This is a genomic window from Streptomyces sp. NPDC018019 (assembly GCF_044327805.1).
Lineage (GTDB): Bacteria > Actinomycetota > Actinomycetes > Streptomycetales > Streptomycetaceae > Streptomyces.
In genome coordinates this window covers 151,094-178,035 of the sequence record NZ_JBIRGD010000008.1, presented here as the reverse complement: position 1 = coordinate 178,035, position 26,942 = coordinate 151,094, and the positions used below count along the sequence as shown (strand labels likewise).

The 26,942-nt window shown below is 72.2% G+C and carries 24 protein-coding genes; 3 read left to right on the top strand and 21 right to left on the bottom strand.

From position 1 onward, the window contains the following. Positions 1–276: 276 nt before the first annotated feature. The 15 genes from ACH4FX_RS16075 to ACH4FX_RS16005 all read right to left on the bottom strand — a co-directional run bounded on the left by ACH4FX_RS16075 (position 277) and on the right by ACH4FX_RS16005 (position 18,057). Positions 277–540 carry a hypothetical protein gene (locus tag ACH4FX_RS16075; RefSeq protein WP_398479244.1) on the bottom strand — a complete coding sequence of 88 codons (264 nt, stop codon included), beginning with the start codon at positions 538–540 and terminating at the stop codon, positions 277–279. Continuing rightward, complete coding sequence (pgi, locus tag ACH4FX_RS16070) at positions 540–2,192, bottom strand: glucose-6-phosphate isomerase (RefSeq protein WP_398479496.1); 1,653 nt, start codon at positions 2,190–2,192, stop codon at positions 540–542. The genes ACH4FX_RS16075 and pgi overlap by 1 nt, the downstream gene beginning before the upstream one ends. A gap of 254 nt (positions 2,193–2,446) precedes the next feature. Then, the gene (locus tag ACH4FX_RS16065) at positions 2,447–2,782 is read right to left on the bottom strand and encodes an RNA polymerase-binding protein RbpA (RefSeq protein ID WP_003986538.1); all 336 of its coding nucleotides are present in this window, start codon (positions 2,780–2,782) and stop codon (positions 2,447–2,449) included. 157 nt (positions 2,783–2,939) lie between these two features. Then, positions 2,940–3,176: a preprotein translocase subunit SecG gene (gene secG / locus ACH4FX_RS16060; RefSeq protein ID WP_398479242.1), complete on the bottom strand. Its 237-nt coding sequence runs from the start codon at positions 3,174–3,176 to the stop codon at positions 2,940–2,942. A 133-nt stretch (positions 3,177–3,309) separates the two neighbouring features. Next, on the bottom strand, positions 3,310–4,086 hold the full coding sequence (gene tpiA / locus ACH4FX_RS16055) for a triose-phosphate isomerase (protein ID WP_398479240.1): 777 nt from the start codon (positions 4,084–4,086) through the stop codon (positions 3,310–3,312). A 6-nt stretch (positions 4,087–4,092) separates the two neighbouring features. After that, on the bottom strand, positions 4,093–5,304 hold the full coding sequence (locus ACH4FX_RS16050; protein WP_398479238.1) for a phosphoglycerate kinase: 1,212 nt from the start codon (positions 5,302–5,304) through the stop codon (positions 4,093–4,095). Between the two features lie 114 nt (positions 5,305–5,418). Beyond that, positions 5,419–6,423 carry a type I glyceraldehyde-3-phosphate dehydrogenase gene (gene gap, locus ACH4FX_RS16045; RefSeq protein WP_398479236.1) on the bottom strand — a complete coding sequence of 335 codons (1,005 nt, stop codon included), beginning with the start codon at positions 6,421–6,423 and terminating at the stop codon, positions 5,419–5,421. 171 nt (positions 6,424–6,594) lie between these two features. Beyond that, positions 6,595–9,552: a M14 family zinc carboxypeptidase gene (locus ACH4FX_RS16040; RefSeq protein ID WP_398479234.1), complete on the bottom strand. Its 2,958-nt coding sequence runs from the start codon at positions 9,550–9,552 to the stop codon at positions 6,595–6,597. 122 nt (positions 9,553–9,674) lie between these two features. Next, complete coding sequence (locus tag ACH4FX_RS16035) at positions 9,675–10,415, bottom strand: GNAT family N-acetyltransferase (protein WP_398479232.1); 741 nt, start codon at positions 10,413–10,415, stop codon at positions 9,675–9,677. A gap of 831 nt (positions 10,416–11,246) precedes the next feature. Beyond that, on the bottom strand, positions 11,247–12,236 hold the full coding sequence (gene whiA / locus ACH4FX_RS16030; protein WP_003987139.1) for a DNA-binding protein WhiA: 990 nt from the start codon (positions 12,234–12,236) through the stop codon (positions 11,247–11,249). Then, the gene (gene yvcK, locus ACH4FX_RS16025; RefSeq protein ID WP_398479230.1) at positions 12,227–13,291 is read right to left on the bottom strand and encodes a uridine diphosphate-N-acetylglucosamine-binding protein YvcK; all 1,065 of its coding nucleotides are present in this window, start codon (positions 13,289–13,291) and stop codon (positions 12,227–12,229) included. Before yvcK ends, whiA begins: the two co-directional genes overlap by 10 nt. Beyond that, complete coding sequence (rapZ, locus tag ACH4FX_RS16020; protein WP_398479494.1) at positions 13,288–14,250, bottom strand: RNase adapter RapZ; 963 nt, start codon at positions 14,248–14,250, stop codon at positions 13,288–13,290. Before rapZ ends, yvcK begins: the two co-directional genes overlap by 4 nt. A 29-nt stretch (positions 14,251–14,279) precedes the next feature. Next, positions 14,280–16,334 (bottom strand): excinuclease ABC subunit UvrC, encoded by a 2,055-nt coding sequence (gene uvrC / locus ACH4FX_RS16015; RefSeq protein WP_398479228.1) that lies wholly within the window; start codon positions 16,332–16,334, stop codon positions 14,280–14,282. Positions 16,335–16,511: 177 nt separating this feature from the next. Continuing rightward, a complete protein-coding gene (locus tag ACH4FX_RS16010; protein ID WP_398479226.1) occupies positions 16,512–17,402 on the bottom strand; it encodes a hypothetical protein in 891 nt (296 codons plus the stop codon). 4 nt (positions 17,403–17,406) lie between these two features. Next, positions 17,407–18,057 carry a papain-like cysteine protease family protein gene (locus ACH4FX_RS16005; protein WP_398479224.1) on the bottom strand — a complete coding sequence of 217 codons (651 nt, stop codon included), beginning with the start codon at positions 18,055–18,057 and terminating at the stop codon, positions 17,407–17,409. Between the two features lie 382 nt (positions 18,058–18,439). Here ACH4FX_RS16005 and ACH4FX_RS16000 point away from each other — a divergent pair, with 382 nt between their 5' ends. After that, positions 18,440–19,360: a hypothetical protein gene (locus ACH4FX_RS16000; RefSeq protein WP_398479492.1), complete on the top strand. Its 921-nt coding sequence runs from the start codon at positions 18,440–18,442 to the stop codon at positions 19,358–19,360. Between the two features lie 64 nt (positions 19,361–19,424). On the opposite strand, the gene ACH4FX_RS15995 is transcribed toward ACH4FX_RS16000, so the two are convergent. From ACH4FX_RS15995 to ACH4FX_RS15970, 6 genes are all read right to left on the bottom strand, one after another. Next, positions 19,425–19,808 (bottom strand): MTH1187 family thiamine-binding protein, encoded by a 384-nt coding sequence (locus tag ACH4FX_RS15995; RefSeq protein ID WP_398479222.1) that lies wholly within the window; start codon positions 19,806–19,808, stop codon positions 19,425–19,427. 62 nt (positions 19,809–19,870) lie between these two features. Beyond that, the gene (locus tag ACH4FX_RS15990) at positions 19,871–21,028 is read right to left on the bottom strand and encodes an MAB_1171c family putative transporter (protein WP_398479220.1); all 1,158 of its coding nucleotides are present in this window, start codon (positions 21,026–21,028) and stop codon (positions 19,871–19,873) included. Then, positions 21,013–21,546, bottom strand: a complete 534-nt coding sequence (locus tag ACH4FX_RS15985; RefSeq protein ID WP_398479218.1) for a hypothetical protein — start codon at positions 21,544–21,546, stop codon at positions 21,013–21,015. Before ACH4FX_RS15985 ends, ACH4FX_RS15990 begins: the two co-directional genes overlap by 16 nt. A gap of 267 nt (positions 21,547–21,813) precedes the next feature. Continuing rightward, positions 21,814–22,224: a Rieske 2Fe-2S domain-containing protein gene (locus ACH4FX_RS15980; RefSeq protein WP_398479216.1), complete on the bottom strand. Its 411-nt coding sequence runs from the start codon at positions 22,222–22,224 to the stop codon at positions 21,814–21,816. Positions 22,225–22,259: 35 nt separating this feature from the next. Then, entirely contained in the window at positions 22,260–23,708 is a 1,449-nt protein-coding gene (locus ACH4FX_RS15975) for a sugar porter family MFS transporter (protein ID WP_398479214.1), read from the bottom strand. 6 nt (positions 23,709–23,714) lie between these two features. Next, a complete protein-coding gene (locus ACH4FX_RS15970) occupies positions 23,715–24,740 on the bottom strand; it encodes a zinc-dependent alcohol dehydrogenase family protein (RefSeq protein WP_398479212.1) in 1,026 nt (341 codons plus the stop codon). A gap of 186 nt (positions 24,741–24,926) precedes the next feature. On the opposite strand from ACH4FX_RS15970, the gene ACH4FX_RS15965 reads away from it, so the two are divergent. Continuing rightward, entirely contained in the window at positions 24,927–25,934 is a 1,008-nt protein-coding gene (locus ACH4FX_RS15965; RefSeq protein WP_398479210.1) for a LacI family DNA-binding transcriptional regulator, read from the top strand. Positions 25,935–25,968: 34 nt separating this feature from the next. Beyond that, positions 25,969–26,916 (top strand): carbohydrate kinase, encoded by a 948-nt coding sequence (locus ACH4FX_RS15960; protein ID WP_398479208.1) that lies wholly within the window; start codon positions 25,969–25,971, stop codon positions 26,914–26,916. Positions 26,917–26,942: the final 26 nt, after the last annotated feature.

Genomic DNA, 26,942 nt, shown 5'->3' with positions numbered 1-26,942 from the left:
CGACCGGGTTTCGCCGCCCGGTGGCAGACCAGGCACCGTGGCCGACTCACTGCCCGTACCGGGGCGCCCGCCGTACCCGGGGCACGGGACCGGCCCTCCAGACTCCGTCCTACGGCCCGCCCCCTCCCGCCGTACGGCGACCGACGGCCGGTGGGGGCAGGCGTCCCCCCCCCCACCCACGTACGCGCCAGACTGACACCTACGGAAGGGCCCGGCACCGTAGGACGGAGTCCGGAGGGGCCGGGCCCGCGCCGACCGCGACCGGACCCCAGCCGATTAGGGCCGTCGCTCCCGCTCCTGGCGCACCATCGCGTTGGCGACGTGCGCAGGGTCCTGCAGATCCCCCACCGCCACACCCGACACGTCAGTGTCATGGGTGTCGTAGGGGCCCAGGCCATGCTCCTTGTCGCCCTGTACGGCCTGGAGGTGACGGATCGCCACCTCCCGCTGCTCGGTCTCCGGGCGGGTCCGGAGCCAGTCGCGGTTCTCCGGGGTGAGGAGGTCCAGGAAGTCCGCCAGAACCTCTTCCTCCGCCGCCATCAGCGGCCCCGCATCGCGCGGTACGCGGCCACCAGGGACTTCGTCGAGGCGTCCAGACCCTCGACCTCCGCCCCCTCGGTCAGCGCGGGCTCGACCCGCTTCGCCAGGACCTTGCCCAGTTCGACGCCCCACTGGTCGAAGGAGTCGATGTTCCAGATGGCGCCCTGGACGAACACCTTGTGCTCGTACAGCGCGATCAGCTGGCCCAGTACGGACGGCGTGAGTTCCTTGGCCAGGATGGTCGTGGTGGGGCGGTTGCCCTTGAAGGTCTTGTGCGGGACCAGTTCCTCGGGCACGCCCTCGGCCCGCACCTCGTCCGGCGTCTTGCCGAAGGCCAGCGCCTGGCCCTGGGCGAAGAGGTTGGCCATCAGCAGGTCGTGCTGGTCCACCAGGCCCGGGTGGAGGTCCGCCACCGGGTTGGCGAATCCGATGAGGTCCGCGGGGATCAGCTTCGTGCCCTGGTGGAGCAGCTGGTAGTACGCGTGCTGACCGTTCGTGCCGGGCGTGCCCCACACGACCGGACCGGTCTGCCAGTGCACCGGGTTGCCGTCACGGTCGACGGACTTGCCGTTGGACTCCATGTCCAGCTGCTGGAGGTACGCGGTGAACTTGGAGAGGTAGTGGCTGTAGGGCAGGACGGCGTGGGACTGGGCGTCCCAGAAGTTGCCGTACCAGACGCCGAGCAGACCGAGGAGGAGCGGGACGTTCTCCTCGGCGGGGGCGCAGCGGAAGTGCTCGTCGACGAGGTGGAAGCCGGCCAGCATCTCGCGGAACCGCTCCGGGCCGATCGCCAGCATGAGGGACAGGCCGATCGCCGAGTCGAAGGAGTAGCGTCCGCCGACCCAGTCCCAGAACTCGAACATGTTGTCGGTGTCGATGCCGAAGTCCGCGACCTTCTCGGCATTGGTCGACAGCGCGACGAAGTGCTTGGCCACCGCCTCCTCGCCGGCCCGCAGGCCGGTGAGCAGCCAGTTGCGGGCGGAGGTGGCGTTGGTGATCGTCTCGATGGTGGTGAAGGTCTTCGAGGCGACGATGAAGAGCGTCTCGGCGGGGTCCAGGTCGCGGACCGCCTCGTGCAGGTCGGCGCCGTCCACGTTGGAGACGAAGCGGAACTGCATCCCCCGGACGGTGTACGCGCGCAGCGCCTCGTACACCATCGCCGGGCCCAGGTCCGAGCCGCCGATGCCGATGTTGACGACCGTCTTGATCGGCTTGCCGGTGTGGCCCTTCCACTCGCCCCCGCGCACCCGGTCCACGAAGATCTGCATCTTGCGCAGCACCTGGTGCACGCCCTGCATGACGTTCTCGCCGTCGACCTTGACCGACGCGGACTCGGGGGCGCGCAGCGCGGTGTGCAGCACGGCCCGGTCCTCGGTGACGTTGATCTTCTCACCGCGGAACATCGCGTCCCGCAGCTCCGCCACGCCCCGGGCCGCGGCCAGCTCGCGCAGCAGGCGCAGCGTCTCGTCGGTGACCAGGTGCTTGGAGTAGTCCAGGTGCAGGTCGCCGACCTGGAGGGTGTAGCGTCCGGCGCGGTCCGGGTCCTGGTCGAACAGGTCGCGCAGCCGCACCTCCCCGAGCTGCTCCCGGTGCTTGTTCAGCGCGGTCCACTCAGGCGTCTGGTCGAGCCTGCTGCGGCCTTCTGCGTTCATCTCGGACATCAGCCTTCTTCTTCTCGTACCGGCCCCGCCGTCTCCCAACCTAATTGATCAGGGTGCGGGATGAGGTGTCCCCCCGCTGTCGGCTGCCCCGCAGAACCGTTTCGGCACCACGGTCCGGCGCCCGGTCCCCCGTCGGCCCGGCCACAGCCCGGTACGCCGGTACCCGGCCGCAGCCCGGATACGCGGACGGCCCGGCCGGGAGGGCGTTCCCCTCCGGCCGGGCCGGTCGTGGTGTGTGCTGTCCGTCAGATCTCCCCGCGGAGCTTGGCGAGCGCCTCCGCGAGAATCGCCTCGCCGTCGGCGTCGCTCCGGCGCTCCCGGACGTACGCGAGGTGCGTCTTGTACGGTTCGGTGCGCGGCGGGTCCGGCGGGTTGTCCCGGTCCTTGCCTGCCGGGAAGCCGCAGCGCGGGCAGTCCCAGGTGTCCGGAATCTGCGCGTCACCGGCGAAGCTGGGCTGAGTCTCGTGCCCGTTCGAGCACCAGAAGGAGATGCGGATGCGCGGTGCGGACTCGCCCCGCTCCGCCTCCCCCATCGGCCCCGCCCCGACCCGACTTCCTCGGATCGCGTTGCCACTTGCCACGGTTGTAACTCCCTGCGTAATGGTGCTGCGAAGCATCGAACAGCAGTCGCGCTGCGAGCGCCCCAGTCTACGTAAGGCCCAACGCGCGTCCAGTGACAGGAGTTACACCCCCACCGAGGACGCCGCCCTCATGATAGGCCGCGTCCCCGACGCCGTGTCAGCTGTCCAGCTTCATCAGGACGCCGAGCGCGACGATGCAGGCGAACCAGAGCAGGCCGATGACGATGGTGATGCGGTCCAGGTTCCGCTCCGCGACGGAGGAGCCGCCGACCGAGGACTGCATGCCGCCGCCGAACATGTCGGACAGGCCGCCGCCCTTCCCCTTGTGCATGAGCACCAGCATCATCAGCAGCAGGCTGAAGACGATGAGGGCTACCGAGAACCCGATGACCACGGCTGGACCAACTCTCTAGGACTGGCGGACGGAACGTACCGAAGAAGATCGAATGGTACGGGGCCGGGCGGCGCACACGGCACCGGGCCCGGCCCCGACAGGGTACGACGGGCCGGGCCCGTCGTCATAGCCGCTACTGGTCGCGGAAGCGGACGATCTTGACGAACTCGTCCACGTCCAGCGCCGCGCCGCCGACCAGGGCGCCGTCCACGTCCGGCTGCGCCATGATCGCGGCGACGTTGCCCGACTTGACCGAGCCGCCGTACTGGATGCGGACCCGGTCGGCCACCTCCTGGCCGTACAGCTCGGCGAGGCGGCGGCGGATCGCGCCGCAGACCTCCTGCGCGTCCTCGGGCGTGGCGACCTCGCCGGTGCCGATGGCCCACACCGGCTCGTAGGCGATGACGATGGTCCCGGCCTGCTCGGCCGGGACGTCCTTGAGGCCGCCGTCCAACTGGGCGAGGGTGTACTCGACCTGGTTGCCGGCCTTGCGGACGTCCAGGCCCTCGCCGACGCACAGGATCGGGGTCAGGCCGTTCGCGAAGGCCGCCTTGACCTTGGCGTTGCAGATCTCCTCGGTCTCGCCGTGGTACTGGCGGCGCTCGCTGTGGCCGACGGCCACATAGCTGCACTTGAGCTTGGCGAGCATGCCGCCCGAGATCTCACCGGTGTACGCGCCGGACTCGTGCGCCGAGATGTCCTGGGCGCCGTACTTGATCTTGAGCTTGTCGCCGTCGACCAGCGTCTGCACCGAGCGCAGGTCGGTGAACGGCGGCAGGACCGCGACCTCGGTGGCCTCGTAGTCCTTGTCGGCGAGTGCGAAGGCGAGCTTCTGGACGTGCGCGATGGCCTCGAGGTGGTTGAGGTTCATCTTCCAGTTGCCCGCCATCAGCGGGGTACGGTCACTCACGGTTCTTCAGTCCTCCAGAGCGGCGAGGCCGGGGAGCGTCTTGCCTTCGAGGTATTCGAGGCTGGCGCCGCCACCGGTCGAAATGTGGCCGAAAGCATTCTCGTCGAAGCCGAGCGCGCGCACGGCCGCGGCCGAGTCGCCGCCGCCGACGACGGTGAAGCCCTTGCTGTCCAGCAGGGCCTGCGCGATGGCGGTGGTGCCGCCGGCGTAGTCCGGGTGCTCGGCGACGCCGACGGGGCCGTTCCAGAAGACGGTCTCCGCGTCGGCGATCTTCGAGGCGAACAGTTCGCGGGTCTTCGGGCCGATGTCCAGGCCCTCCTTGTCGGAGGGGATCCGGTCGGCGTCGACCGTGACGTAGTCGGCCGGGGCCTTGGTCTTCAGGTCGGGGAAGTCCGCCGAGGCCAGGATGTCGACCGGCAGGACCAGCTCGACGCCGTTCTTCTCGGCGCGCTCCATGTACTCGGTGACGGCCGGGATCTGGTCCTCCTGGAGGAGGGAGATGCCGACCTCGTAGCCCTTGGCCTTGAGGAAGGTGTACGCCATGCCGCCGCCGATCAGCAGCCGGTCGGCCTTGCCGAGCAGCTGGTCGATGACGGCCAGCTTGTCGGAGACCTTGGCGCCGCCGAGCACGACCACGTACGGGCGCTTGACGTCCTCGGTGAGCTTCTTCAGGACGGTGACCTCGGCGGCGATCAGGTCGCCCGCGGCGTGCGGCAGGCGGGCCGGCAGGTCGTAGACGGAGGCGTGCTTGCGGTGCACGGCGCCGAAGCCGTCGCCGACGTACACATCCGCCAGCTGGGCGAGCTGATCGGCGAAGGCGCCGCGCTCGGCGTCGTCCTTGCTGGTCTCGCCCGGGTTGAAGCGCAGGTTCTCCAGGACGGCGACCTCGCCCTCGCCGAGCCCGGCGACCACCGAGCGGGCGGACTCGCCGACCGTGTCGGTGGCGAAGGCGACGTCCCGGCCGATCAGTTCACCGAGCCGCTCGGCGGCGGGGCGCAGCGAGAAGGCCGGGTCCGGGGCGCCCTTGGGACGGCCCAGGTGGGAGGCGACGATCACCTTGGCGCCGAGCTGGGCCAGCTTGGCGATCGTCGGCTGGACGGCGCGGATGCGGCCGTCGTCGGTGATGGTGGTGCCGTCCAGCGGCACGTTCAGGTCGGCGCGGACGAAGACCCGCTTGCCGGACAGCCCTTCCTGGGCGAGATCGTCGATCGTCTTCATGCGAAGTGACTCCGTTGCGTAGGTCGGTCATGGGACGGGGCCCGTACGGCGCTTCCGTGCGCCCTACGAGCCCCGTCCGCACAGCTACGTGCCCTGGCCTGGATCAGGCGGATGTCAGAGCTGACCGCCGACGAAGGTGGTCAGGTCCACCAGGCGGTTGGAGTAGCCCCACTCATTGTCGTACCAGCCGATGATCTTGACGCTCTTGCCCTGCGCCATGGTCAGGGAGGAGTCGAAGGTGCAGGACGCCGGCCAGTTGACGATGTCCGAGGAGACGATCTGGTCCTCGGTGTACTCCAGGATGCCCTTGAGCTGGCCCTCGGCGGCCTTCTGGAAGGCGGCGTTGATCTCGTCCTTGGTGACCTCGCGGTCCAGCTCGACGACCAGGTCGGTCACGGAGCCGGTGGGGACCGGGACGCGCATGGCGATGCCGTCCAGCTTGCCTTCCAGCTGCGGGAGGACCAGCGCGGTGGCCTTGGCGGCACCGGTCGTGGTCGGAATGATGTTCTCCGCGGCGGCGCGGGCGCGGCGCAGGTCCTTGTGCGGGAAGTCCAGGATGCGCTGGTCGTTGGTGTACGCGTGCACCGTGGTCATCAGGCCCTTGACGATGCCGAAGTTCTCGTCGAGAACCTTGGCCATCGGCGCCACGCAGTTGGTGGTGCAGGAGGCGTTGGAGATGACGTGGTGCTTGGCCGCGTCGTACTTGTCCTGGTTGACGCCCATCACGATCGTGATGTCCTCGTCCTTGGCGGGCGCGGAGATCAGGACCTTCTTGGCGCCGGCCTTGATGTGCTTCTCGGCGTCGGCCTTCTTGGTGAAGATGCCGGTCGACTCGATGACGATGTCGGCGCCCAGCTCACCCCAGGGGAGGTTCGCCGGGTCACGCTCGGCCATCGTCTTGAAGGTCTGGTTGCCGACCGTGATGGTGTCGTCGGTGTGGCTGACGTCCTGCTTGAGGCGACCCAGGATGGAGTCGTACTTCAGCAGGTGAACCAGGGTGGCGTTGTCGGTCAGGTCGTTGACACCGACGATCTCGATGTCCGCACCCTGCTCCAGGAGCGCGCGGAAGTAGTTGCGACCAATGCGGCCGAATCCGTTGATGCCTACGCGGATCGTCACGAACCGATCTCCTCGTTGGTGCGCCGGTTCACCACCGGCGAGCTGTATGGGATGTCCCCGACCGCCTCCGACCCTACCCCCAATACGAGACGTACGTGACATTGACAGGGGCGGCCCGGGCCCACTCTGGGGCCCTGGGCCGCCCTGTTCGCCGAGAGAGTAGGAGCGCGGTCAGTCGTCGAGCGCCTCGAACGCCGCGCCGGTCAGTTCGGCCCGTTCCGCGGCGGTCTGTACGTGTTCCAGGCCGAAGCCCAGCAGGACGGTGTTACGCGTGGTGATCGCGCCGGCCGCGCGGAACAGCTCCTTGGAGCGGATCCAGTCGCCCGTGGCGGCCGGGCTGCCGGCGGGCGGGCCGGGGACCGTCCAGGGGCCGAGGGAGGTCTCGAAGCCCTCCAGGGGCTCGCCGCCGGTGCCGGTGGTGAGCCGCGTGTTGTCGGCGAAGACGCCGCGGCCGCCGGTGCTGGGGTCGGTGACGTAGGAGACCGCCAGCTCGACCCGCTGCCCGGCGTAGCCGGACAGGTCCACGGAGACCGGCCGCCAGCCGTCCGAGCCCCCCGTGAAGCGGTGCCACGCGCCGGTGGTGCCGGTGTTGCGGCACTGCGTGCCGGTCCGGGTCAGGTAGTGCCGGAGGAAGGGGTGGGCATCCAGGTAGTAGCCCTGGCCGCACTGGGCGGGCACGTCGGTGCCGGTACCGCCGTTCGCGTCACGCAGCGTCGTCCAGTCGTCCTTGCCGACCGTGTGTGCCTCCACGACGGCGTTGTCGTAGCCCGTCTCGGTGTCGTGGCTGAGCATGAACCGAAGAGTGGGCCGGGCGCTCGCGGCCACGTCCGTCAGGTCCACGGTCCTGGCCAGCCGCATCCAGGAGGCGTCGCGGTGCGGGGCGGCGGCGTACCAGTCGCCCTCGTACGGCTGGAACGGCGTCCGTACGCCCGGGTAGGTACCGGCCGCGGCGCTCGCGAACTGCGGGAACGTGGCCGGTGGCAGCTCGTCGGAGATCACCGAGTGGGTGCCCGCGGCGTCCAGCGGGTTGCCGGGCGCGTCACCGAGCTTCACCTCGGTCCCGGCCAGCTTGCCGGCGCCCTGGAAGGCGGGCGGCGACTTCACGGCGACCCGGCTGCCGGCGCCCAGGTAGTACTGGCTGAAGTCGTCGCTCACCGCCCGGCCGACCACGGCGCTGCCGCCCGCCTGCTCACCGGCGGTGAGCAGCCTGCCGCCCTCGTTGAGGTAGTCGCGTACGGCCAGCAGAGTGGCGCCGCCCGGGCGCCCCGCGCCGGTGTACCAGACGACCTTCTCGAAGTGGCTCAGCACGCCGAGCGCGTCCGGGGTGCCGCGCCGGGCGACGTCCCACACGGCCGCACGGTGGCCGTTGGCGGCGAGGGCCTCGGTGTACGCGGCGGTGTGCCGCGCGGGGGCGGTGCCGCCCTCCTCGGCGATGACCAGCGTGTCGGCGCGCGGCCGCTCGGCGACGGTGTAGGTGAAGGACTCACTCCTGGTCGGCTTGCCTTCGCGGGTACGGCCCGTGAACCACACCTCGACCCGGTCGCCCGGATCGGCACCCTCGACGGAGGCCCGGTACTGGTCGAAGTGGAGGTTGTCCTCGCCGCCGTAGGTCTCGCCGCCCTCCCAGGCTTCGAGCTCCTCGGTGTGCCGCTGCCCGCCGTTGACGCGGTAGACGAGTTCCTTGTCGCGCACGGACTTGCGCGCCGTGACGGCGACCTGCTGGTCCTCGCCGCGGGCGTAGGACGTGGTGAAGGCGTGCGGGGTGAAGTCGGGCGCGGTCATGCCCACCGACGAGACGGGCCGGTCCGGGCGCCGGGCGCTCTCGGCGACGGAGAGGGCGAAGGGGATGTTCTTCTCGAACTCCGCCTGGATCAGCTTCTCGGAGTCGGGGAAGGTGAAGACGGACCGGCAGTCGGCGGCCTCCCATTCGTCGTCGGGGTCGGCGTTCGACGCGGTCTGACAGGTCGACATCTCCGGGGTGAACATGGGGATGCCGTTGACGTTGGCGGCGTGGCCGTCGGCCTCGCCGTTGGTGGTGTAGAGCTCGGAGGAGACCTGCGGGCGGTAGCCGGGGATCGCGGGCTTCTCGGGGGTGCCGGCCAGGGCCCGGTACAGGACGTCGTCCGGGGTGGGCGTGGCCACCTGCCAGCCGACGCCGTAGAGGATCAGCTCGGCGGCGGAGTGGTAGTTGACGGCGTATCGGAAACCGATGCGCTTCTCGAAGGCGTCCAGCGCCCGGGTCTCCGGCTCGGAGGCGGCGGCCGGGCCGCGGTAGGTCTCACTGGCCGGCTTGGGGGACGAACCCTCGTTGTCGTAGCCCCACTTGTAGGAGAAGTTGCGGTTGAGGTCGACGCCGTCGCCGGGGGTGATCTTCCCGTCGCCGTTGTTGTCCCGCAGGTTCTTGCGCCACAGCCGGTTCTGCGGGCTCTCGAAGGTGTAGTCGTAGCCGTCGGGATTGGCGGAGAGCACGAACCACAGCTCGGTGGTGTCGAGGATCTTCGTCAGCCGCGGGTCCTTGCCGTACCCGGCCAGGTAGTACTGCATCAGCCGGCGGGTCATCTCGGGGGTGATCCACTCCCGGGCGTGCTGGTTGGACAGGTACAGCACGGCGGGCTTGGCGCCGTCCTCGGTCGTGCCGGCGTTCCCGGTGAGCTTCAGGGCCAGGATGTCGCGGCCCTTGACGGTCTTGCCGATGCTGACGACCTTCGCGAGGTTCCGGTGGAACCGGGCGGTGTCGATCATCTCCTTCATCAGGCCGTTGCTGCCCGTGTACGGCCGGAAGACCCGGTCGCCCTGGGCCCTGAGCTTGCGCTGCGTCTCCGGGGAAACGATCCTGCGGGTCAGCTCGACACCCTGCCGGCGCAGCGCGGCCGCCTGGGCGGCGGAGAGCTGCACCTCCACCTGCCCCTTACCGGTCCTCGGCACCTGCGCGCCCAGCTCGTGGCCGTCCACGCCGGCCTTCAGCAGCAGCGGCACCTGCGCCGCGGTGACCTCGCCGGTCCAGGTCGCGATGGCGTCCCGGTCTCCTCCCCCACCGTCCCTCGCCTGCGCCTGCGCGGCCGGCACCCCCGCCACCCCGCCCAGCAGCAACGCCGCTGCCGCGAGTAAGGATCTCGCCTTGCGTCTCATGAGCCCCCCTTGCCGTCGTCCACCTCGTGATGGGCGCTCGCCAGACTGGTGACGCTGCATGATCATGTCAATACGGCCCGTGGCCGAAAGCGGGGGGCCGTACGGGACGGTGCCCGTACGGCCTACAGGAAGTGGCCGTCCGCCAGGTACGGCGCCGGGACGGGCATCCCGCGAACGGCGATGTACCCCTCCTGGCCGATGGCGAGCCCGGCGGCGAGGCCGACGTCGATCGCCCATTCGTTGGGGGTGGTGATGCAGTTGACGAGGGTGTCCCCGGACGACGCGGCCAGGGCCTCCCACAGCAGCCGCTGCGCGGTGTCGGCACGCGCGGCGGCCAGCAGCACGGCCCGCCCCCGGTCGTCCACGTAGACGTACCCCGGCCGGGACCGGTGACGGGAGACGACCAGCCGGTGGGCGGCCAGCAGGTGGCCGAGGTCGAGGCCGTGTCCGGCGCCCCGCAGATCGCGGTCCAGCCGGTCCATCCACGCGAAGTCGTCCGGACCGCCGTCCCGGAGGCCGTCCACCGCGGGCGGGGCGGACCGGTCGACTGTCCCGACCATCTGCATCTGCGGGTGGAGCGAGAAACCGGCGAGGCGGTACCGGCGGGTGGCGCCGGGGTGGGTGCTGGAGGAAAAGAGGCCGGGGCGCCCGTCGGCGTGCGCGAGGGCGGCGTCCAGCAGGCGCTTGCCGATGCCCCGGCCCTGGTGGCCGGGCAGGACGCCATAGGTGGCGAGGTACCAGAGGTTGTCGCGGTTCCGGGAGACGGCGAAGCCGATGACGCCGTTGGCGTCGGCGTCCGTATCGGCGTCCGGGTCCACGGCGATCCAGCAGCCGCCCGGGTCGATGTCCAGGTAGTAGCGCATCCGGTCGCTCCACCGCCGAGCGGCAGCGGCGGGCCGCAGCTCGGGCTCCGGGTCGCGGGCTCTGCGGGTGACCCGGTCCGCGTCGAGGCTCGCTCCGCCGACGCGAGATCGTCCGCACGCATCGGTGCAATCCGTAATGTGTTCATTTGTCGCAGGCTAGGGGCTGGCCGGAGTGGACCGCCTACGGTTTTCCGCCCGTGGCGGCGCGTCGACGTCTTTGGCGCGGGCCCGGGCCCTACAGACTTCGTCCTCCGGTCCCGAGCCCTCCCGTACGTGTCAGTCTGCTGCGGCGTGGGTGGGGGGACGCCTGCCCCCACCGGCCGTCGGTCGCCCTACGGCGGGAGGGGGCGGACCGTAGGACGGAGTCTGGAGGTCCGGTCCCGTACGCGGGCGCGGATCGGCGGCTACCGGCAGGGGTACGGTCCCGGGCCCTACAGACTCCGTCCTCCGGTCCCGAGCCCTCCTGTACGCGGCAGGCTGACACGTACGTGGGTGGGGGGACACCTGCCCCCACCGGCCGTCCGTCGCCCTACGGCGGGAGGGGGCGGACCGCAGGACGGAGTCTGGAGGGCCGGTCCCGTACCCGGGTGCGGGGAGGCGGCTGCCGACAGGGGGACGGTCCCGGGCCCTACAGACTCCGTCCTCCGGTCCCGAGCCCTCCCGTACGTGTCAGTCTGCCGCGGCGTGGGTGGGGGGACGCCTGCCCCCACCGGCCGTCCGTCGCCCTACGGCGGGAGGGGGCGGACCGTAGGACGAAGTCCGGAGGGCCGGGCCCGTACCCCGGCTGCGGGGAGGTGGCAGTCATCGGCTCAGGCGCGCGCTCAAGCGCTTTCAGCCGACCATGCCGTCGGCCATCTCCTCCGACAGGTTCGACTCCGTGCCGGGGATGCCCAGGTCCTGGGCGCGCTTGTCGGCCATGGCCAGGAGGCGGCGGATGCGGCCGGCGACCGCGTCCTTCGTCAGGGGCGGGTCGGCGAGGGCGCCCAGTTCCTCCAGGGACGCCTGCTTGTGGTCCATGCGCAGGCGGCCGGCCGCGGCGAGGTGCTCGGGGACCTCCTCGCCGAGGATCTCCAGGGCCCGCTGGACCCGTGCCCCCGCGGCGACCGCGGCGCGCGCCGACCGGCGCAGGTTGGCGTCGTCGAAGTTGGCGAGGCGGTTGGCGGTGGCCCGGACCTCGCGCCGCATCCGCCGTTCCTCCCAGGCCAGTACGGACTCGTGCGCCCCGAGGCGCGTCAACAGCGCGCCAATCGCATCACCGTCACGGACGACGACCCGGTCCACGCCGCGCACCTCGCGGGCCTTGGCCCCGATACCGAGCCGACGGGCCGCGCCGACCAGCGCGAGGGCCGCCTCGGGCCCCGGGCAGGTGACCTCCAGGGAGGACGAGCGGCCGGGTTCGGTGAGCGAGCCGTGCGCGAGGAAGGCCCCGCGCCAGGCCGCCTCGGCGTCGCAGGTGGCCCCGGAGACGACCTGCGGGGGCAGGCCGCGGATGGGCCGGCCGCGGCCGTCGACCAGGCCGGTCTGGCGGGCGAGCTGGTCGCCGCCGGCGACGACCCGTACGACGTAGCGGCTGCCGCGCCGCAGGCCGCCGGGGGCCATCACCACCAGGTCGGAGGAGTGGCCGAAGATCTCCAGGATGTCCTTGCGCAGCCGCCGGGCGGCGATGCCCGTGTCCAGCTCCGCCTCGATCACGATGCGCCCGCTGACCAGGTGCAGACCGCCCGCGAACCGCAGGATCGACGAGACCTCCGACTTCCGGCAGCAGGTCCGGGTGACGGGGAGCCGGGAGATTTCATCCTTCACCGCTGCCGTCATCGCCATGGGCCGATCCTTCCATGCATCCGAAAAATACGGTCGTACGCGGCGGCCAGCAGCTCCGGGTCGTGCCGGGCGGCACCCTTGTGGGTCTCCGCCGTGCCGCAGGGGCTGCCGGGCGCGGCGACCGCCGCCAGCTCGACCTCGCTGCCGACGAGCTGCTTGGCAGCGACGGTCAGGCTCTCGATGTCGGGCACGGCGGCCCGGTCGGCCAGCACCACGTCGAAGGCGAGTTTAGGGGCGTGTCGGGCCAAAACCTCCAAATGACGCTGCGGGGAAAAGCCATCGGTTTCGCCCGGCTGCGGCGCCAGGTTCAGCGAGAGGACCTTCCGGGCCTGGGTCTCCTCCAGCGCCTCGCGCAGCTCGGGCACGAGCAGGTGCGGGATGACGGAGGAGAACCAGGAGCCGGGGCCGAGCACCACCCAGTCGGCGTCGCGCACCGCGGCGACGGCCTCGGGCACGGCCGGCGGGTCCTCGGGGACGACGTGCACGGACTGCACCTCGCCGCGGGTGAGCGCGACCGTGGCCTGGCCGCGGACCGTGCTGATCTCCTCCGGCCGGTCCTCGTGGTGCCCCTTGACCAGGGCCTGGAGCTCCAGCGGTACGGCGGACATGGGCAGCACCCGGCCGTGCGCGCCGAGCAGCTTGCCGACCAGGTCCAGGGCCTGGACGTGGTCGCCGAGCTGTTCCCACAGGGCGACGATGAGCAGGTTGCCGACCGCGTGGTCGTGCAGTTCGCCCTCGCTGGTGAAGCGGTGCTGGATCACCCGGGACCAGGTCTGGCCCCAGTCGTCGTCCCCGCACAGCGCGGCCAGCGCCTTGCGCAGGTCGCCGGGCGGCAGTACGCCCAGCTCGTCGCGCAGCCGCCCGCTGGAGCCGCCGTCGTCGGCGACCGTGACGACGGCGGTCAGGTCGCCGGTGATACGGCGCAGCGCGGCCAGCGAGGCGGACAGGCCCATGCCGCCGCCGAGCGCCACGACCTTGGGCGTGGCGCCCCTGCCGGAGCGGCTGCCCGGGACCAGCTTGCGGACCCGGCGCAGCCGCAGGGGACGGGCGGTCATTCGCGCCCCATGTCCCGGTGGACGACGACGGTCTCGACGCCTTCGGAGACCAGGCGGTGGGCGAGCTTCTCGGACATGGCGACGCTGCGGTGCTTGCCGCCCGTACAGCCGACCGCGATGGTCACGTACCGCTTGCCCTCGCGGCGGTAGCCCTCGGCGACGATGCGCAGCAGCTCCGCGTAGCCGTCCAGGAACTCCTTGGCGCCGGGCTGGCCGAAGACGTAGCCGGAGACCTCGTCGTTCAGGCCGGTGTACGGGCGAAGCTCCGGGACCCAGTGCGGGTTGGGGATGAAGCGGCAGTCGATGACCATGTCGGCGTCGACCGGCAGGCCGTACTTGAAGCCGAAGGACATGACCGTGGCCCGCAGCTCGGGCACCTCCTCGCCGGCGAACTGGGCGTCCATCTTGGCGCGCAGCTCGTGGACGTTCAGGCTGGAGGTGTCGATGACCAGGTCGGCGTCGCCGCGCAGCTCGCGCAGCAGGTCGCGCTCGGCGGCGATGCCGTCCACGATGCGGCCGTCGCCCTGGAGGGGGTGCGGGCGGCGCACCGACTCGAAGCGGCGCACCAGGGCCTCGTCGGAGGACTCCAGGAAGACGATGCGGCGCTTGACGTTCTGCGCGTCGAGCGTGGCCAGGGACTCCTTGAGGTTGTCGAAGAAGCGCCGGCCGCGGACGTCCACGACGACGGCGATGCGTGCGACGTTGCCCTGCGAGCGGGCGCCCAGCTCGACCATGGGCGGGATCAGCTCGGGCGGGATGTTGTCGACGACGAACCAGCCGAGGTCCTCCAGGCACTTGGCGGCCGTGCTCCGGCCGGCTCCGGACATGCCCGAGATGATCACCAGCTCGGGGATGGCCGCGCTCTCGCCCTGGGCGGCCTCGCGCATCGTGCCCGTACTCACCTGTGCACCGTCTTCCTCGGTCGTGCGGGGGTGCCGCGTGTCCTGTGCGTCCCGCATGTCGTGCCTGTGCTGCTCTGTGCTGCCGCTCATCGTTCCAGCCCCCGTTCCGATGACAACGCGGCCGGTGCGGCCCCGTCATCCTCAATGATCTCTCCCGTGGCGGTGTTCACCGCCGGGGCGGCCGGGGCCGCTCCGGCCAGCGCCGCCGCGATGGTCTCGGCCGTCTTGCGGCCGATGCCCGGCACCTCGCAGATGTCCTCGACCCGGGCGGCCCGCAGCCGCTTGACCGATCCGAAGTGCTTCAGCAGTGCCTGGCGGCGACTCTCGCCGAGCCCGGGGATGCTGTCCAGGGGCCCGGTCCTGAGGCGCTTGCCCCGTTTGTTGCGCTGGTAGGCGATGGCGAAGCGGTGGGCCTCGTCACGGACGCGCTGGAGCAGGTAGAGGCCCTCGCTGCTGCGGGGCAGCACGACCGGGTCGTCCTCGTCCGGCAGCCAGACCTCTTCCAGGCGCTTGGCCAGGCCGCATACGGCCACGTCGTCGACGCCCAGCTCGGACAGGGCCCGCCGGGCGGCGGCGACCTGCGGCTGCCCGCCGTCCACGACCACCAGCTGGGGCGGGTAGGCGAAGCGCTTGGGCCGGCCGTCCTCGTCGGTGGGGCCGGTGGCCACGGGCGCGTCCTCCCCGTCGGACGCCGGGCCCCCGCCCCCGGCGGGCGTCTCCTCCTCCCACTCCCCCGTCTGCTGCTTCTCCTGGAGGTAGCGCCGGAAGCGGCGCCCGATGACCTCGTGCATGGCGCGGACGTCGTCCTGGCCCTCGAAGGACTTGATCTGGAAGCGGCGGTACTCGCTCTTGCGGGCCAGGCCGTCCTCGAAGACGACCATGGAGGCCACCACGTCGTCGCCCTGGAGGTGGGAGATGTCGAAGCACTCGATGCGCAGCGGCACCGAGTCCAGGCCGAGGGCCTGGGCGATCTCCTCCAGGGCGCGGGAGCGGGTGGTCAGGTCGGAGGCGCGCTTGGTCTTGTGCAGGGCCAGCGCCTGCTGGGCGTTGCGCTGGACGGTGGCCATCAGGTCCTTCTTGTCGCCGCGCTGCGGGATGCGCAGCGAGACGCCGGAGCCGCGGCGCTCCGTGAGCCACTGCTGGACCGGTTCGACGGGGTCGGGCAGCGCCGGGACCAGGACTTCCTTCGGTACGGCGTCGCCGCTCTCCTCGCCGTAGAGCTGCTGGAGGGCGTGCTCGACGAGGGCGGCGCTGTCCACGTTCTCGACCTTGTCGGTGACCCAGCCGCGCTGGCCGCGGATCCGGCCGCCGCGGACGTGGAAGATCTGCACGGCCGCTTCCAGCTCGTCCTCGGCGAGCGCGATCAGGTCGGCGTCGGTGGCGTCGGCGAGCACCACGGCGCTCTTCTCCATCGCCCGCCGCAGCGCGTCTATGTCGTCGCGCAGCCGGGCGGCCCGCTCGTACTCCATCTCCTCGGCCGCCTCCTGCATGGACTTCTCCAGGCGGCGGAGATAGGCGCCGGTGCGGCCGGCCATGAAGTCGCAGAACTCCTCGGCCAGTTCGCGGTGCTCCTCGGGGGTGACGCGGCCGACGCAGGGGGCCGAGCACTTGCCGATGTAGCCGAGCAGGCAGGGGCGGCCGATCTGCGCGGAGCGCTTGAAGACCCCGGCGGAGCAGGTCCGTACGGGAAAGACGCGCAGCATCAGGTCGACGGTCTCGCGGATGGCCCACGCCTGGCCGTACGGGCCGAAGTAGCGCACGCCCTTCTTCTTGGCGCCGCGCATGACCCGGACCCTCGGATACTCCTCGTTGAGGGTGACGGCCAGGTACGGATAGCTCTTGTCGTCGCGGTACTTGACGTTGAACCGCGGGTCGTACTCCTTGATCCAGGTGTATTCGAGCTGGAGGGCCTCAACCTCGGTGCTGACGACGGTCCACTCGACGGAGGCCGCGGTGGTGACCATCGTGCGCGTACGCGGGTGGAGGTTGGCCAGGTCCTGGAAGTAGCTGGACAGGCGCTGGCGCAGGCTCTTGGCCTTGCCGACGTAGATGACGCGGCGGTGCTCGTCACGGAACCTGTAGACCCCGGGCGAGTCGGGGATCTGTCCCGGCTTGGGTCGGTAACTGCTGGGGTCTGCCATGCTGCCCACCCTACTTGGGGGCGGTGACAGCGGGCGGCGGCGGGCGCGTGCGCCCGTGGCGCGGCGCGGGTGTCCGCGCCGCCGGGTGCGCGGCGCGGACACGGGGCACCGGCCCGGACGGGCGGGCCCGTCGGGGCCGGTGCGGTCCCGGGGCCCGGCGGGCTCCCGGGGCGGGTCTCAGCGGCTGTGGCGCCGGCGCAGCGCCGCGGCTCCGGACAGGCCGAGGGCGAGCAGCGCGGCGGTGCCCGCCACGGCCGAGGCGGCGGTCACCGGGCCGCTGCTGTCCCCCGTCGTGGCACCGGCCGCGACGGGCTGCCCGTCCGTGGCCGCCCGGGCGGCCACGTCGCCCGCGCCGGCCGCCTCCGGGCCGTATCCGCCGGCTTCGCCGCGCCGGTCGTACGCGGAGCCGGGCAGCTTGTCGCCGTACGCCTTCGCGACGCGCTTCTGGTAGGCGGCGACGGTGGTGCCGCCCGCGCCGACGGCCTTGCGCGCCTCGGCGTCCAGCGGCCGGACGCGGTCGCCGCGCTGCTCGTACCAGGCGTTGATCTGCGGCTCCTGGAAGACCGTGCCGCCGTCCCCCGCCGCGCTGAAACGGGCCTCGTCGTCGCCGGTCGCGATGTTGACGACCTTCCAGGCACCACCGGTCGGCGCGGTCCACACGGACGCCTTCCGCCCGTCGGCGGAGACCGCCGTGCTGGCCAGGAACTCCAGCCGGGAGACCGGCGCCCCGGCCTTGCCCCGTACGAAGTCGGGCGAGAGCACGTACACCGGCACCGTCCGGCCCTCGATCCGCGGCTGCGCCTTCGCCGCGGCGACCGCACCGTCGCGGGCGAAGAACCGGGAGAGCGTCGCGAGGGTGTCCGGCGCGGTGGCCGCCGCGCGTGCCGCGGTGACGGCCGAGGCGGCGGGTGCGGGCGGCGGTGCGGGGGCGGCGGCCAGCGCGCTCTGCGGCGCGAGGCCGAGGAGGGCGGCGGCGAGTGTCCCGGTGGCGGCGGCCCGTATGGCGGTGCGGCGGGCCGGCGTGCCCCGCCCGGCGGCGGATGCGGCCGGAGCTCTGTGCTCGGTCATGGCCTCAGGCTCCGATCCGGTAGAGGGAGTGGGTCCAGGAGAAGGAGTTGCCGTTGACGTAGTAGTTGTAGTCGCCCCAGTTGTAGCGGCTGTTGGAGCCCCACGGGTCTCCCCAGTACACCCAGTTCTTCGCGGTGTCGAAACCGTAGATCACGTGCATGTGCCCGCCGCCCGAGGACCACTGGATGCGGGTCTCGACCGGGCGCCCCGCGTTGATCTCGTTCTGCACGGTGCCGTAGCGCAGGTAGCCCGTGACGTACGAGCCCGGGTTGATGCCCATCCAGTCGAACGCGTTCTGCACGTTGCCGAGCGTGGCCTGGTTGTTGGGGCAGGTGGTGCCCTGCTGGCGGTTGAAGGCCGCGTTGCAGAACTGGTTCTGGCTGTAGCGCTTGCCGTAGAAGGTGGCGATGGTGTTGCCGGACGCGGCCCAGCACCAGTTGCTCTTCTCCTGGGCCTGCATGGTGATGTCGAGCCGGTTGGCGGCCAGCACGCCGCGTGGGGCGGACGCGGTGGCCGCCGCGTGGGTCGCCGTGCCGGTGGGGGCGGGCGCGGCGGTGGCCGGGGCGGCGGGTACGGCGGTCAGTGCGGCGGCCGACAGGGCCGCGGCCGACAGCCATCTGCGGCGCGAGCCGCGTCTGTGTGCTGCGCGGGTCATGGCGTTCCTCCCGAACGAGGGGGTTGGTGCGGAGGAGCGCATCCGGATGCTGGTCAGGAGCATCGGGTGTTGTCCGGAGCAGGTCAACACGCTTCAATGCGGGATGACATGGGGGTGTGGACGTCCGGTGCCGGGTGTGAACAGCCCGTGCCCGGCGTACTGCAGCGGACAGGCAGGGGCAGCGCGCGGCGTGAAGACGGGTTGTGAACGTTCACCACGCGCGCCGGAGGGTTGGGCGATGACACAGCACACAACACAACAGGCACCTCACACACCTCGTGATACGCCTCGTGACACAGCTCGTGAACACCAGACGGCGCATGGAAAAACCGCGTATCCGGCATCCCGGGCCCGTCCGGAACCCGTCCCGGTTTCGCCGCAACTGACCGAACTCGCCCAGATCCTCCGGACCGGTCCGTTCCACCTGGCGCTCCGGGCCGCCCTGGCCGCCCGGGGACTGGCCCTGCACCGGGTCCAGCACAAGCTGGCCCAGCGCGGGATCAAGGTCGGGGTGACGAGCCTGAGTTACTGGCAGCAGGGGGCGCGGCGCCCGCAGCGCCCCGAGTCGCTGCGGGCCGTACGGGCCTTGGAAGAAGTCCTCGACCTGCCCGCGCACTCCCTGCACCGGCTGCTGGTCCCCGAGGGCGGCCCGCGGGCCGAGACCGCGGAGCGCCCCGCCGCCCGCTCCTACCGTTCGCTCTTCGACCCGTCCGACGCCCTGCACCAGCTCCTCGCCGAGCTGGAGGCCCCCATGGACGGCGGGCTGCACACGGTCGGCCACCACGAATGGGTGCACATCGGAGCCGGCCGCGAGCTGAGCGGCCGCCACTCCCTCCAGGTGGTGCGCGCCCACCGGGACGGCGTGGACCGGTACATCGCCATACACCAGGGCGACGCGGGCTGCGACCCGTCGCGGGTGGTCGTCACGGCCGGGGAGAACTGCCGGCTGGGGCGGGTGCGCTGGAACGCGGCGCACGCGATGGTCGTCGCCGAGCTGCTCTTCGACGTGCGGCTGCGCACCGGCGACACCCACGTCTTCGGTTACGCCTTCGAGGACGGCAGCGGCGGCCAGAGCGCGGAGTACGTACGCGGCTTCCGCTTCGCCGGCGGCCAGTACGTCCTCCAGGTGTGCTTCGACGAGGCGGCGCTGCCGGTGCGCTGCCGCCGCTTCACCCGGACCAGGGCGGGCGCGCCGCGCGCGGGACAGCAGGAACTGACGCTGAGCGGGCAGCACCGGGCCGTACACCTGGTGGAGCAGGGCGTACGGCCCGGGATCGTGGGGATCGGCTGGGACTGGGGGTGAGCCGGGGCCGCCGTACGGGGCCCCGGCCGGTGGGCCCCGCGCCGTCAGCCGGTGGGCCCGCCCGCTAGCCGGTGGGCCCCGCCCCGGTGGCCGGGACGCCCGACGCGGCGTCCGCTGCGGCCGTGCCGCCGTCCAGGGCGTCCGCCGCCGCCGCGTTGTCCGCGACGCGCCGTTCCAGCATGGCGATCTTCCCGTCGAGCGGGCGGTCCATCCCCGGCCACACGTCGGCCTTGATGCTGACCTGGACGCGCGGCACCCGGGCGGCGACGGCCTCGGTCGCGCGCTTGACGACGTCCATGACCTCGTCCCAGTCCCCCTCGATCATCGTGTACATGGAGTCCGAGCGGTTCGGCAGCCCGGACTCCCGGATGATCTTGATGGCGTCGGCGACGTACGCCGCGCCGTTCTCCTCCACGCCCATGGGCGTCAGGGCGAAGGCGATGAGCACGGTCTTCCTCTCCTCGTACGGGAACCGGCGGCCCGTCGGCGGCGGGCCGCGGCGCGGCACCGTCACCCGGTGCCGACGTGTGCTGTCCGGTAGGCGCGTACCACGGGAGACCCGTAGGCATCCGCGATCCGCAGCAGATGCCGGACCTCCGCGCCGAGATCACCCGCGCCGGGGCCCGCGAGGTTGACCGTCTGGGCCCGCGGCGCCGCCCCGTTGCGCCGGGCGTGCAGGGCGGCGGCCAGCCAGCAGGCGGTGACGTGCGCGTCGGCCAGGTGCGCGGGGACGGCCTGCTCGGCCACGTGCCGGCGGACCCCGTCGAGGGTGGCCGGGCCGACGTAGTCGCGCAGCACGATCATCGCGTCGCGGATCTCGATGACCCGCCGGTACAGGCGCAGTTGCAACGGCAGCACGGCGTTGCGCAGCCGGCCGCCCGGCCCGAGCACCACGTCCGGCGTCACCGCCGTCAGCTCCCGCCACAGCACGGCCAGCCCCCGGTAGGACGTACGGTCCTGCCACAGCTGCCGGGCCCCGGCCACCAGCGGCAGCGCCACGCCCGCCGCGATGAACAGCGCCTCCACACCGGTGACCGGCGAGAACAGCGGGCTGAAGACCGGCGAACGGGTGAACAGGTAGCCGAGCTTGAGCACCCACAGCAGGGACGCCAGCAGGATGCCGGTGCCGAACAGCCGCAGCCCGTACCGCAGCAGCCGGGGCGCGCCGGTACGGCCCTGGGTCCAGCAGACGAAGCCGCAGGTGGTGTCGGCCGTCAGGTGGAAGGCGAAGAAGACCCACCAGTAGGCGTCCGGCACGCTGGGGATGTCCGGTGACGGGGTGATCTGGTTGCGCGCGTGCGGCGGCCCGGTCACATCCAGGACGACGAGCGCCGCCATGACCGCGAGGGCGACGCCGAACACCAGGGCGGTACGGCGCTGCCGCCCCGCGGCCTGGAAGATGAACCACAGCACGGCGGCGGCGTCGACGATGCTGAACAGGTGGGTGCTCAGATCGACCCAGTGCGCGCCGGGCACCAGCCGCGCCAGGACGGCGGTGACCGGCTCCAGGTGCATCGACATGGCCAGCGCGATCATCACGATGGCGAACCACAGGGGCCGCTGCGCCCGGTCCGTCAGGCCGCGCGGGGCACGGGCGAGCACCACGGCCCACAGGGCGACGATGCCGGCGTTCTCCAGCCAGGCGAGACCGGTCAGCCAGGTGAACACGGCGCTCCCGGGTGCCGGGCGTCCCGCAGGCCCATGCCGGACGCCAGACCGCCGAGCGTGCCGGACAGCAGCGTCGGCGCGGGCACCCGGCCGGCGCCCTCCAGGATCAGGCTGGCGATCATCTCCGCCTCCTGCTCCTGCCGGTCGGAGTAGCGGGTGCGGCCCAGCGCCTGCCGGATGGACCGGGGGTCCTCGATGTCGATGTGCCGGAACAGCCGCTGGTCCTCGACGGCCGTGCGGTGGTCGCACACCAGGTGGCCGATCTCGTGGAGGATGATGTGCTCCTGGTGGAGCGGGCTGGTCCGGTCGTCGTAGAAGACGTAGTCGCCCTCCTCGGTGGCCAGCCACATGCCGGTCGGCATGCCCAGCCCGGTCGGGGTGGGCAGGGTCAGCAGCCGCAGCGGGCGGTCCCGGTCGGCGGCGAGCCGGGCGCACAGCTCCTGCGCGGAGAACGGCTCGGGCAGCGGTATCCCGTCGATCACGCGCCGGCAGCGGCGGCGCAGTCGCCTCCAGTGCATCGCGGGCGGTACTCCATGCCTTGTGGGTACAGGGGGGCACATGACCCGGTAGCGTCGCTCGGTCATGCCGCCCCCGCGGAGCCGCGGCCCGAGGAATCCGGCACGACGAGACCCCCCTCACGCGTCATCGGCGCGACGCGTCGTGCGATCGTAGATCTTCACCCGGCCCGCTGTCAGGCCCCCGCCTCCGAGCAGTCCGTTTCCGGCCAGTCGCGCAGTGTCACCGGCCCCGGCCGCGCCCCGCGGCACCCACCGCGCCCCCGCGCGTCAGCCGGCGATCAGCTTGCCGCCCTCGGCCTTGACCGGCACCTCCGGCAGCGGCTTCGAGGCCGGCCCCTGGACGACCTTGCCGGTCGTCACGTCGAAGCGGCTGCCGTGGCAGGGGCAGTTGCCCTGATTGCGCTCGATCTTGTCCAGGACGCAGCCCGCGTGGGTGCACTTGGCGCTGAAGCACTTGAACTCGCCCTTGACGGGCTGCGAGACCAGCAGCCGGCTCTCGCGGTACAGCTTGGCGCCGCCGACCGGCACCTCGGCGGCGGCGCCCAGCGTGACGGGCTCGGCGGGCGTCGCGGACGCGCCGTCCGAGCCGCCGGAGGAGCAGGCCGCCACGCCGAAGCCCGCGGCGCCCACGAGCGCGGCCCCTCGCAGCACGGTCCGGCGGGCGGGGGGCTGGCTCATGTCGTACTCCCAGGTACTCGGTGCGGGACGCGGCGTCACGGTGCGGCGTCGGCTCCCGACGATACCGGTACCGATCCGTCCGCTTCGGGCTGCCCCGACCGGCCCGCGGCCCGGTCGTCCGGAGGGCCCGGACGGCCCTTGAGCAGGTCCCGTTCGATCTCCTCCAGGCTGCGGCCCTTGGTCTCCGGCAGCAGCTTCCGTACGAAGACGAACGCGGCGAACGTCGTCACGGCGAAGAACAGGAAGTTGACGCCCGCTCCCCAGGCGCGCAGCAGGGTCGGGAAGACCAGCGAGACGACCATGTTGAACAGCCAGTTGCCCATGACGCACAGGCTCACCGCGGCGGCCCGGATCCGCATCGGGAACAGCTCCGGCAGCATCACCCACTGCACCGGGCCCCAGGAGACCGCGAAGGACGCGATGTACAGCGCGATGCCGAAGAGGGTGAGGGCGGACAGCGGCGCGCCGTACCCGAGGCCGGACAGGTTGGTGACGGCCAGGACGAGCATGGCCGCGCACATGCCGAGCGCGCCATACAGGAGCAGCGGCTTGCGGCCCTTGCGGTCGATCAGCCGCATGGCGGGCAGCGTCATCAGCATGTTGAGCAGCCCTATGCCGACATTGGCCAGGATCGCGCCGTCGGAGCCGAAGCCGATGTCGGTGAGCAGCGTCGGCGCGTAGTAGATGATCGTGTTGATGCCGACGAAGTTCTGGAAGAAGACCAGCAGCATCCCGACCAGGAGGACCGGCCGCAGCCGGGGCGAGGCGAGGTCCTTGAGGGTCAGCGGCCGGCTCCCGGCCCGCTCGATGCGCTCGGTCTCCTCGATCTCGGCCAGTTCGGCGTCGGCCGCGTCGCCCGGCCCGCGCAGCCGCGCCAGCACCCGCCGGGCCTCGTCGGCGCGGCCCTTGCCGACCAGCCAGCGGGGGCTTTCGGGCTGGGTGACGATGCCGAGCGCGAGGATCGCGGCCGGCACCACGCCGAGGCCGATCATCCAGCGCCACGCCTCGGCGTCGGCGAGCAGGTAGTCGGTGACGTACGCGAGGAAGATGCCGACCGTGACCAGCAGCTGCATCAGCGAGGTCAGCCCGCCGCGCAGGTGCTTGGGAGCCAGCTCCGTCAGGTACAGCGGTACGACGACGGAGGCGATGCCCACGCCGGTGCCGAGCACGAAGCGGAAGGCGATCAGCGTCCAGGGGCCGGTGGCCAGGGAGGCGCCGAGGGTGCCGAGGATGAAGACGGCGGAGGCGGCGAGGATCAGCCGGCGGCGCCCCCAGGAGTCGGACAGCCGTCCCGACAGGCCCGCGCCGAGCATCGCGCCGACCAGCAGACCCGAGACGACCATGCCCTCCAGGAGGGGCGTCAGCGCGATGTCGTTCTTGATGAAGAGCATGGCGCCCGAGATGACGCCGGTGTCATAGCCCCAGAGGATGCCGCCGAGGGCGCCGAAGACCCAGATCAGGGCGTTCTTCATGCGTGCGGGCACGGCTCGTCACCCCTTCCGCGCGGACTGCGGGCCGGTGGGCCGCCGCGGCGCGATGTGGATCTTGCGGCCGGTGCCGGCCCGGAAGCGGGCCACCGCCTCGTCGAAGTCCTCCAGGCCGAAGACGTCGCTGACCAGCGGGTCGAGGTCGAGTCCCGCCGCCAGCACGTCGATGGCGGGCTGGAAGCTGTTGTGCACGGCCATGGAGCCGATGATGTCGATCTCGTGGTGGTAGACGAGGTACGGCGAGAACTTCGCGGTGCGGGCCGGGTCGGTGACGCCGAACTGGAGGAAGGTACCGCCCTTGCGGACCCGGCCCAGACCGTCCTCGATGGCCGGGACGGCGCCGGTCGCGTCGATGACCACCTCGAAACCGGGCTTCCGGCCGAGCCGGTCGGCGCTGGTGACGGCCGCGTCCAGGCCGAAGCTCTCGGCGAAGGCCAGCCGGTCCTCGTTGAGGTCCACCACGGACACCGAGGCGGCGCCGGCGGTACGCACCAGCGCGGCCATCATCAGGCCCATCGTGCCGGCGCCGTAGATGAGGTAGTGCTCGCCGGGGCGGCGGGGCAGCCGGTTCAGGCCGTGCACCGCGCAGGACAGCGGCTCGATCAGGCCCGCGGCGGCTTCGGAGAAGGACTCCGGTACGAGGTGGCAGCAGCGCGCGGGCACCGCGACCAGTTCGGCGAAGCCGCCCGCCTGGGTGACGCCGATGGCCCGGTAGTCCTCGCACAGGTTGCCGCGGCCGATGCGGCAGTAGTGGCAGGCGCCGCACGGCATGTTCGGGTCGACCGCGACGCGGTCGCCGACGGCGGGGCTCGTCACCCCCTCGCCCACGGCCACCACTTCGCCGGTCAGCTCGTGCCCGGGGATCAGCGGGTAGGTCACGGCGGGCAGCTCCCCGCCGAGGATGTGCATGTCGGTCCCGCACAGCCCGCAGGAGGAGACGCGCACGACGACCTCCGCGGGCGCCGGCCGGGGATCGGGGACTTCGGTCAGGGCGGTACGGCCCGGCTCGGTGACCACGACAGCGCGCATGGCGCCTCCTCACGTCTTCGTGCGGTGTTGCGGGGGTTGCGGGTGTTGCGGGGTGGGGCGGCGTGAACGTAACCCGGTGGTAAACGTTTGCGCAAGCGTTTACGTCTAGGCTGTGATGGACTACGTACCGGCAGCGGGACCACCTGCCGGCGACATTGGGGCGACGGACTCGGGGAGACGGACCGGATGACGACGATGGTCGACGTGGCGCGGCGGGCGGGGGTCTCCGTGGCCACGGTCTCGCATGTGCTCAACGAGACCCGGCCGGTACGCCCCGACACCCGCGCCGCCGTCCTGGCGGCCATCGACGAGCTGGGCTACACCCACAACACGCTGGCCCGTTCGCTGGTCACCGCGCGCACCCGCTCCATCGGCCTCGCGGTCTCCGCGATCAGCAACCCGTACTTCACCGAGATTCTCCAGGGCGTCGAGGCCGGCGCCCTGGAGGCCGGTTACAGCCTGCTGATCGCCGACCCGCACGACGACCCGCGGCACGAGCAGAAGGTCGTCCGGCTGCTGCACGAGCGCCGGGTGGACGGCATGATCGTCGCGCCGTCCGCCGAGCCCGCCGGCATGGCCGACTACCTCACCCGGCGCAAGGTCCCGGCCGTCTTCCTGGACCGGCTGGTCGGCGACGCGTACGACCAGGTGTGCGCGGAGAACACCGCCCCCGTACGGCAGCTCGTCGAACACCTCGCCGGCCTGGGCCACACCCGCATCGGGCTGGTGGCCGGTCTGCCCGGCCTGAGCACCACCACCGAGCGCGTCCAGGGCTACCGCGAGGGCCTGCGCGCCCGCGGCCTGCCCTTCGCCCCCGAACTGCTGGCGGGCGGCAACTCCGAGGCCGAGGGCGCCCAGGACGCCACCCGGCATCTGCTCGCCGCCCCCGAACCGCCCACCGCGATCATCACCGCCAACAACGCGATGACGATCGGCACCCTGCGCGCGCTGCGCGACCTCGGTCTCGACGTGCCCCGCGACATCGCCCTGGCCTGCTTCGACGACTTCTCGTGGGCCGATCTGTTCGCCCCGCGCCTGACGGCGATCTCCCAGCCCAGCAAGGAGATCGGGGCCGCCGCGGTCCGGCTGCTCCTGGAGCGGCTGGAGGACCCGGACCGCCCGCCGCGCACCCTCCGGCTGCCCTGTACGTACGTGCACCGCGAATCCTGCGGCTGCACCGGTGCCGGCCACTGACCCGCCCCCTCCCCCCAGAAAGGCCAGGACTGTCGTGATCGTCGTCGCCGGCGAGGCCCTGATCGACCTCGTGCCCAGCTCGCAACCGCCCTCCGGGGACGGGCCGTTGCCCGCGCTGCTGCCGCGCCGCGGCGGCGGCCCGTACAACACCGCTCTCGCACTGGGGCGGCTCGGCTCGCCCGCCGCGTTCTGTTCGCGGGTGTCCACCGACACCTTCGGCGAGGAACTGCTGCGCGGGCTGCGGGCGGACGGCGTGGACACCTCGCTCGTCCAGCGCGGCGCCGAGCCCACCACGCTGGCCGTCGCGGACATCAGCCCGGACGGTTCGGCGGGTTACGGCTTCTACGCCGACGGGACCGCCGACCGGCTGTTCACCCTCCCGGCCGAACTGCCCGAAGCGACCCGGGCGGTGTCGTTCGGCACCTGCTCGCTGGTACTGGAGCCGGGCGCGAGCGCGTACGAGGAGCTGCTGCGCCGCTCGGCGCGGCGCGAGATCTTCACGGCGCTCGACCCCAACATCCGCGCCGGGCTGATCGCGGACCCGGACGCCTACCGCGCCCGCTTCCGCTCCTGGCTGCCGCACGTCACGCTGCTCAAGCTCTCCGAGGAGGACGCGGGCTGGCTGGCCGGGCACCGGGGCGTGGGCCCGGCGGTCGAGGACTGGCTGACGGCCGGTCCGGCGGCGGTCGTGCTCACGCGCGGCGGCGAGGGGATGACCGTGCGGACGCCGGGCGGCGCCGAGATCACGGTGCCGGGCGAGCGGATCGAGGTCGCCGACACGATCGGCGCGGGCGACACGGTCAACGCGGCGCTGCTGCACCGTCTCGACGCCCACGGTGCCCTGTCCCCCGCCGCGCTCGCCGCCCTCTCCCCCGACGCCTGGCGCGACATCCTGGGCTTCGCGGCCCGCGCCGCGGCGGTGACCTGCTCCCGGCCGGGCGCGCAGCCGCCGTATGTGACGGAGCTGGTGGGGCCGGAGTGACGGTGGCGCCCTGAGAGGCCGCCCGG

What these genes read in the sequence shown, in the direction of transcription:
- whiA (WP_003987139.1), bottom strand. Translation starts at nt 12,236, where the DNA reads ATGGCGATGACGGCAGCGGTGAAGGATGAAATCTCCCGGCTCCCCGTC.
- ACH4FX_RS15985 (WP_398479218.1), bottom strand. Translation starts at nt 21,546, where the DNA reads ATGCACTGGAGGCGACTGCGCCGCCGCTGCCGGCGCGTGATCGACGGG.
- yvcK (WP_398479230.1), bottom strand. Translation starts at nt 13,291, where the DNA reads ATGACCGCCCGTCCCCTGCGGCTGCGCCGGGTCCGCAAGCTGGTCCCG.
- pgi (WP_398479496.1), bottom strand. Translation starts at nt 2,192, where the DNA reads ATGAACGCAGAAGGCCGCAGCAGGCTCGACCAGACGCCTGAGTGGACC.
- ACH4FX_RS15980 (WP_398479216.1), bottom strand. Translation starts at nt 22,224, where the DNA reads ATGAGCCAGCCCCCCGCCCGCCGGACCGTGCTGCGAGGGGCCGCGCTC.
- ACH4FX_RS16010 (WP_398479226.1), bottom strand. Translation starts at nt 17,402, where the DNA reads ATGACCGAGCACAGAGCTCCGGCCGCATCCGCCGCCGGGCGGGGCACG.
- ACH4FX_RS16005 (WP_398479224.1), bottom strand. Translation starts at nt 18,057, where the DNA reads ATGACCCGCGCAGCACACAGACGCGGCTCGCGCCGCAGATGGCTGTCG.
- rapZ (WP_398479494.1), bottom strand. Translation starts at nt 14,250, where the DNA reads ATGCGGGACGCACAGGACACGCGGCACCCCCGCACGACCGAGGAAGAC.
- ACH4FX_RS15970 (WP_398479212.1), bottom strand. Translation starts at nt 24,740, where the DNA reads ATGCGCGCTGTCGTGGTCACCGAGCCGGGCCGTACCGCCCTGACCGAA.
- ACH4FX_RS16050 (WP_398479238.1), bottom strand. Translation starts at nt 5,304, where the DNA reads ATGAAGACGATCGACGATCTCGCCCAGGAAGGGCTGTCCGGCAAGCGG.
- uvrC (WP_398479228.1), bottom strand. Translation starts at nt 16,334, where the DNA reads ATGGCAGACCCCAGCAGTTACCGACCCAAGCCGGGACAGATCCCCGAC.
- ACH4FX_RS15965 (WP_398479210.1), top strand. Translation starts at nt 24,927, where the DNA reads ATGACGACGATGGTCGACGTGGCGCGGCGGGCGGGGGTCTCCGTGGCC.
- ACH4FX_RS16040 (WP_398479234.1), bottom strand. Translation starts at nt 9,552, where the DNA reads ATGAGACGCAAGGCGAGATCCTTACTCGCGGCAGCGGCGTTGCTGCTG.
- ACH4FX_RS16075 (WP_398479244.1), bottom strand. Translation starts at nt 540, where the DNA reads ATGGCGGCGGAGGAAGAGGTTCTGGCGGACTTCCTGGACCTCCTCACC.
- ACH4FX_RS16035 (WP_398479232.1), bottom strand. Translation starts at nt 10,415, where the DNA reads ATGCGCTACTACCTGGACATCGACCCGGGCGGCTGCTGGATCGCCGTG.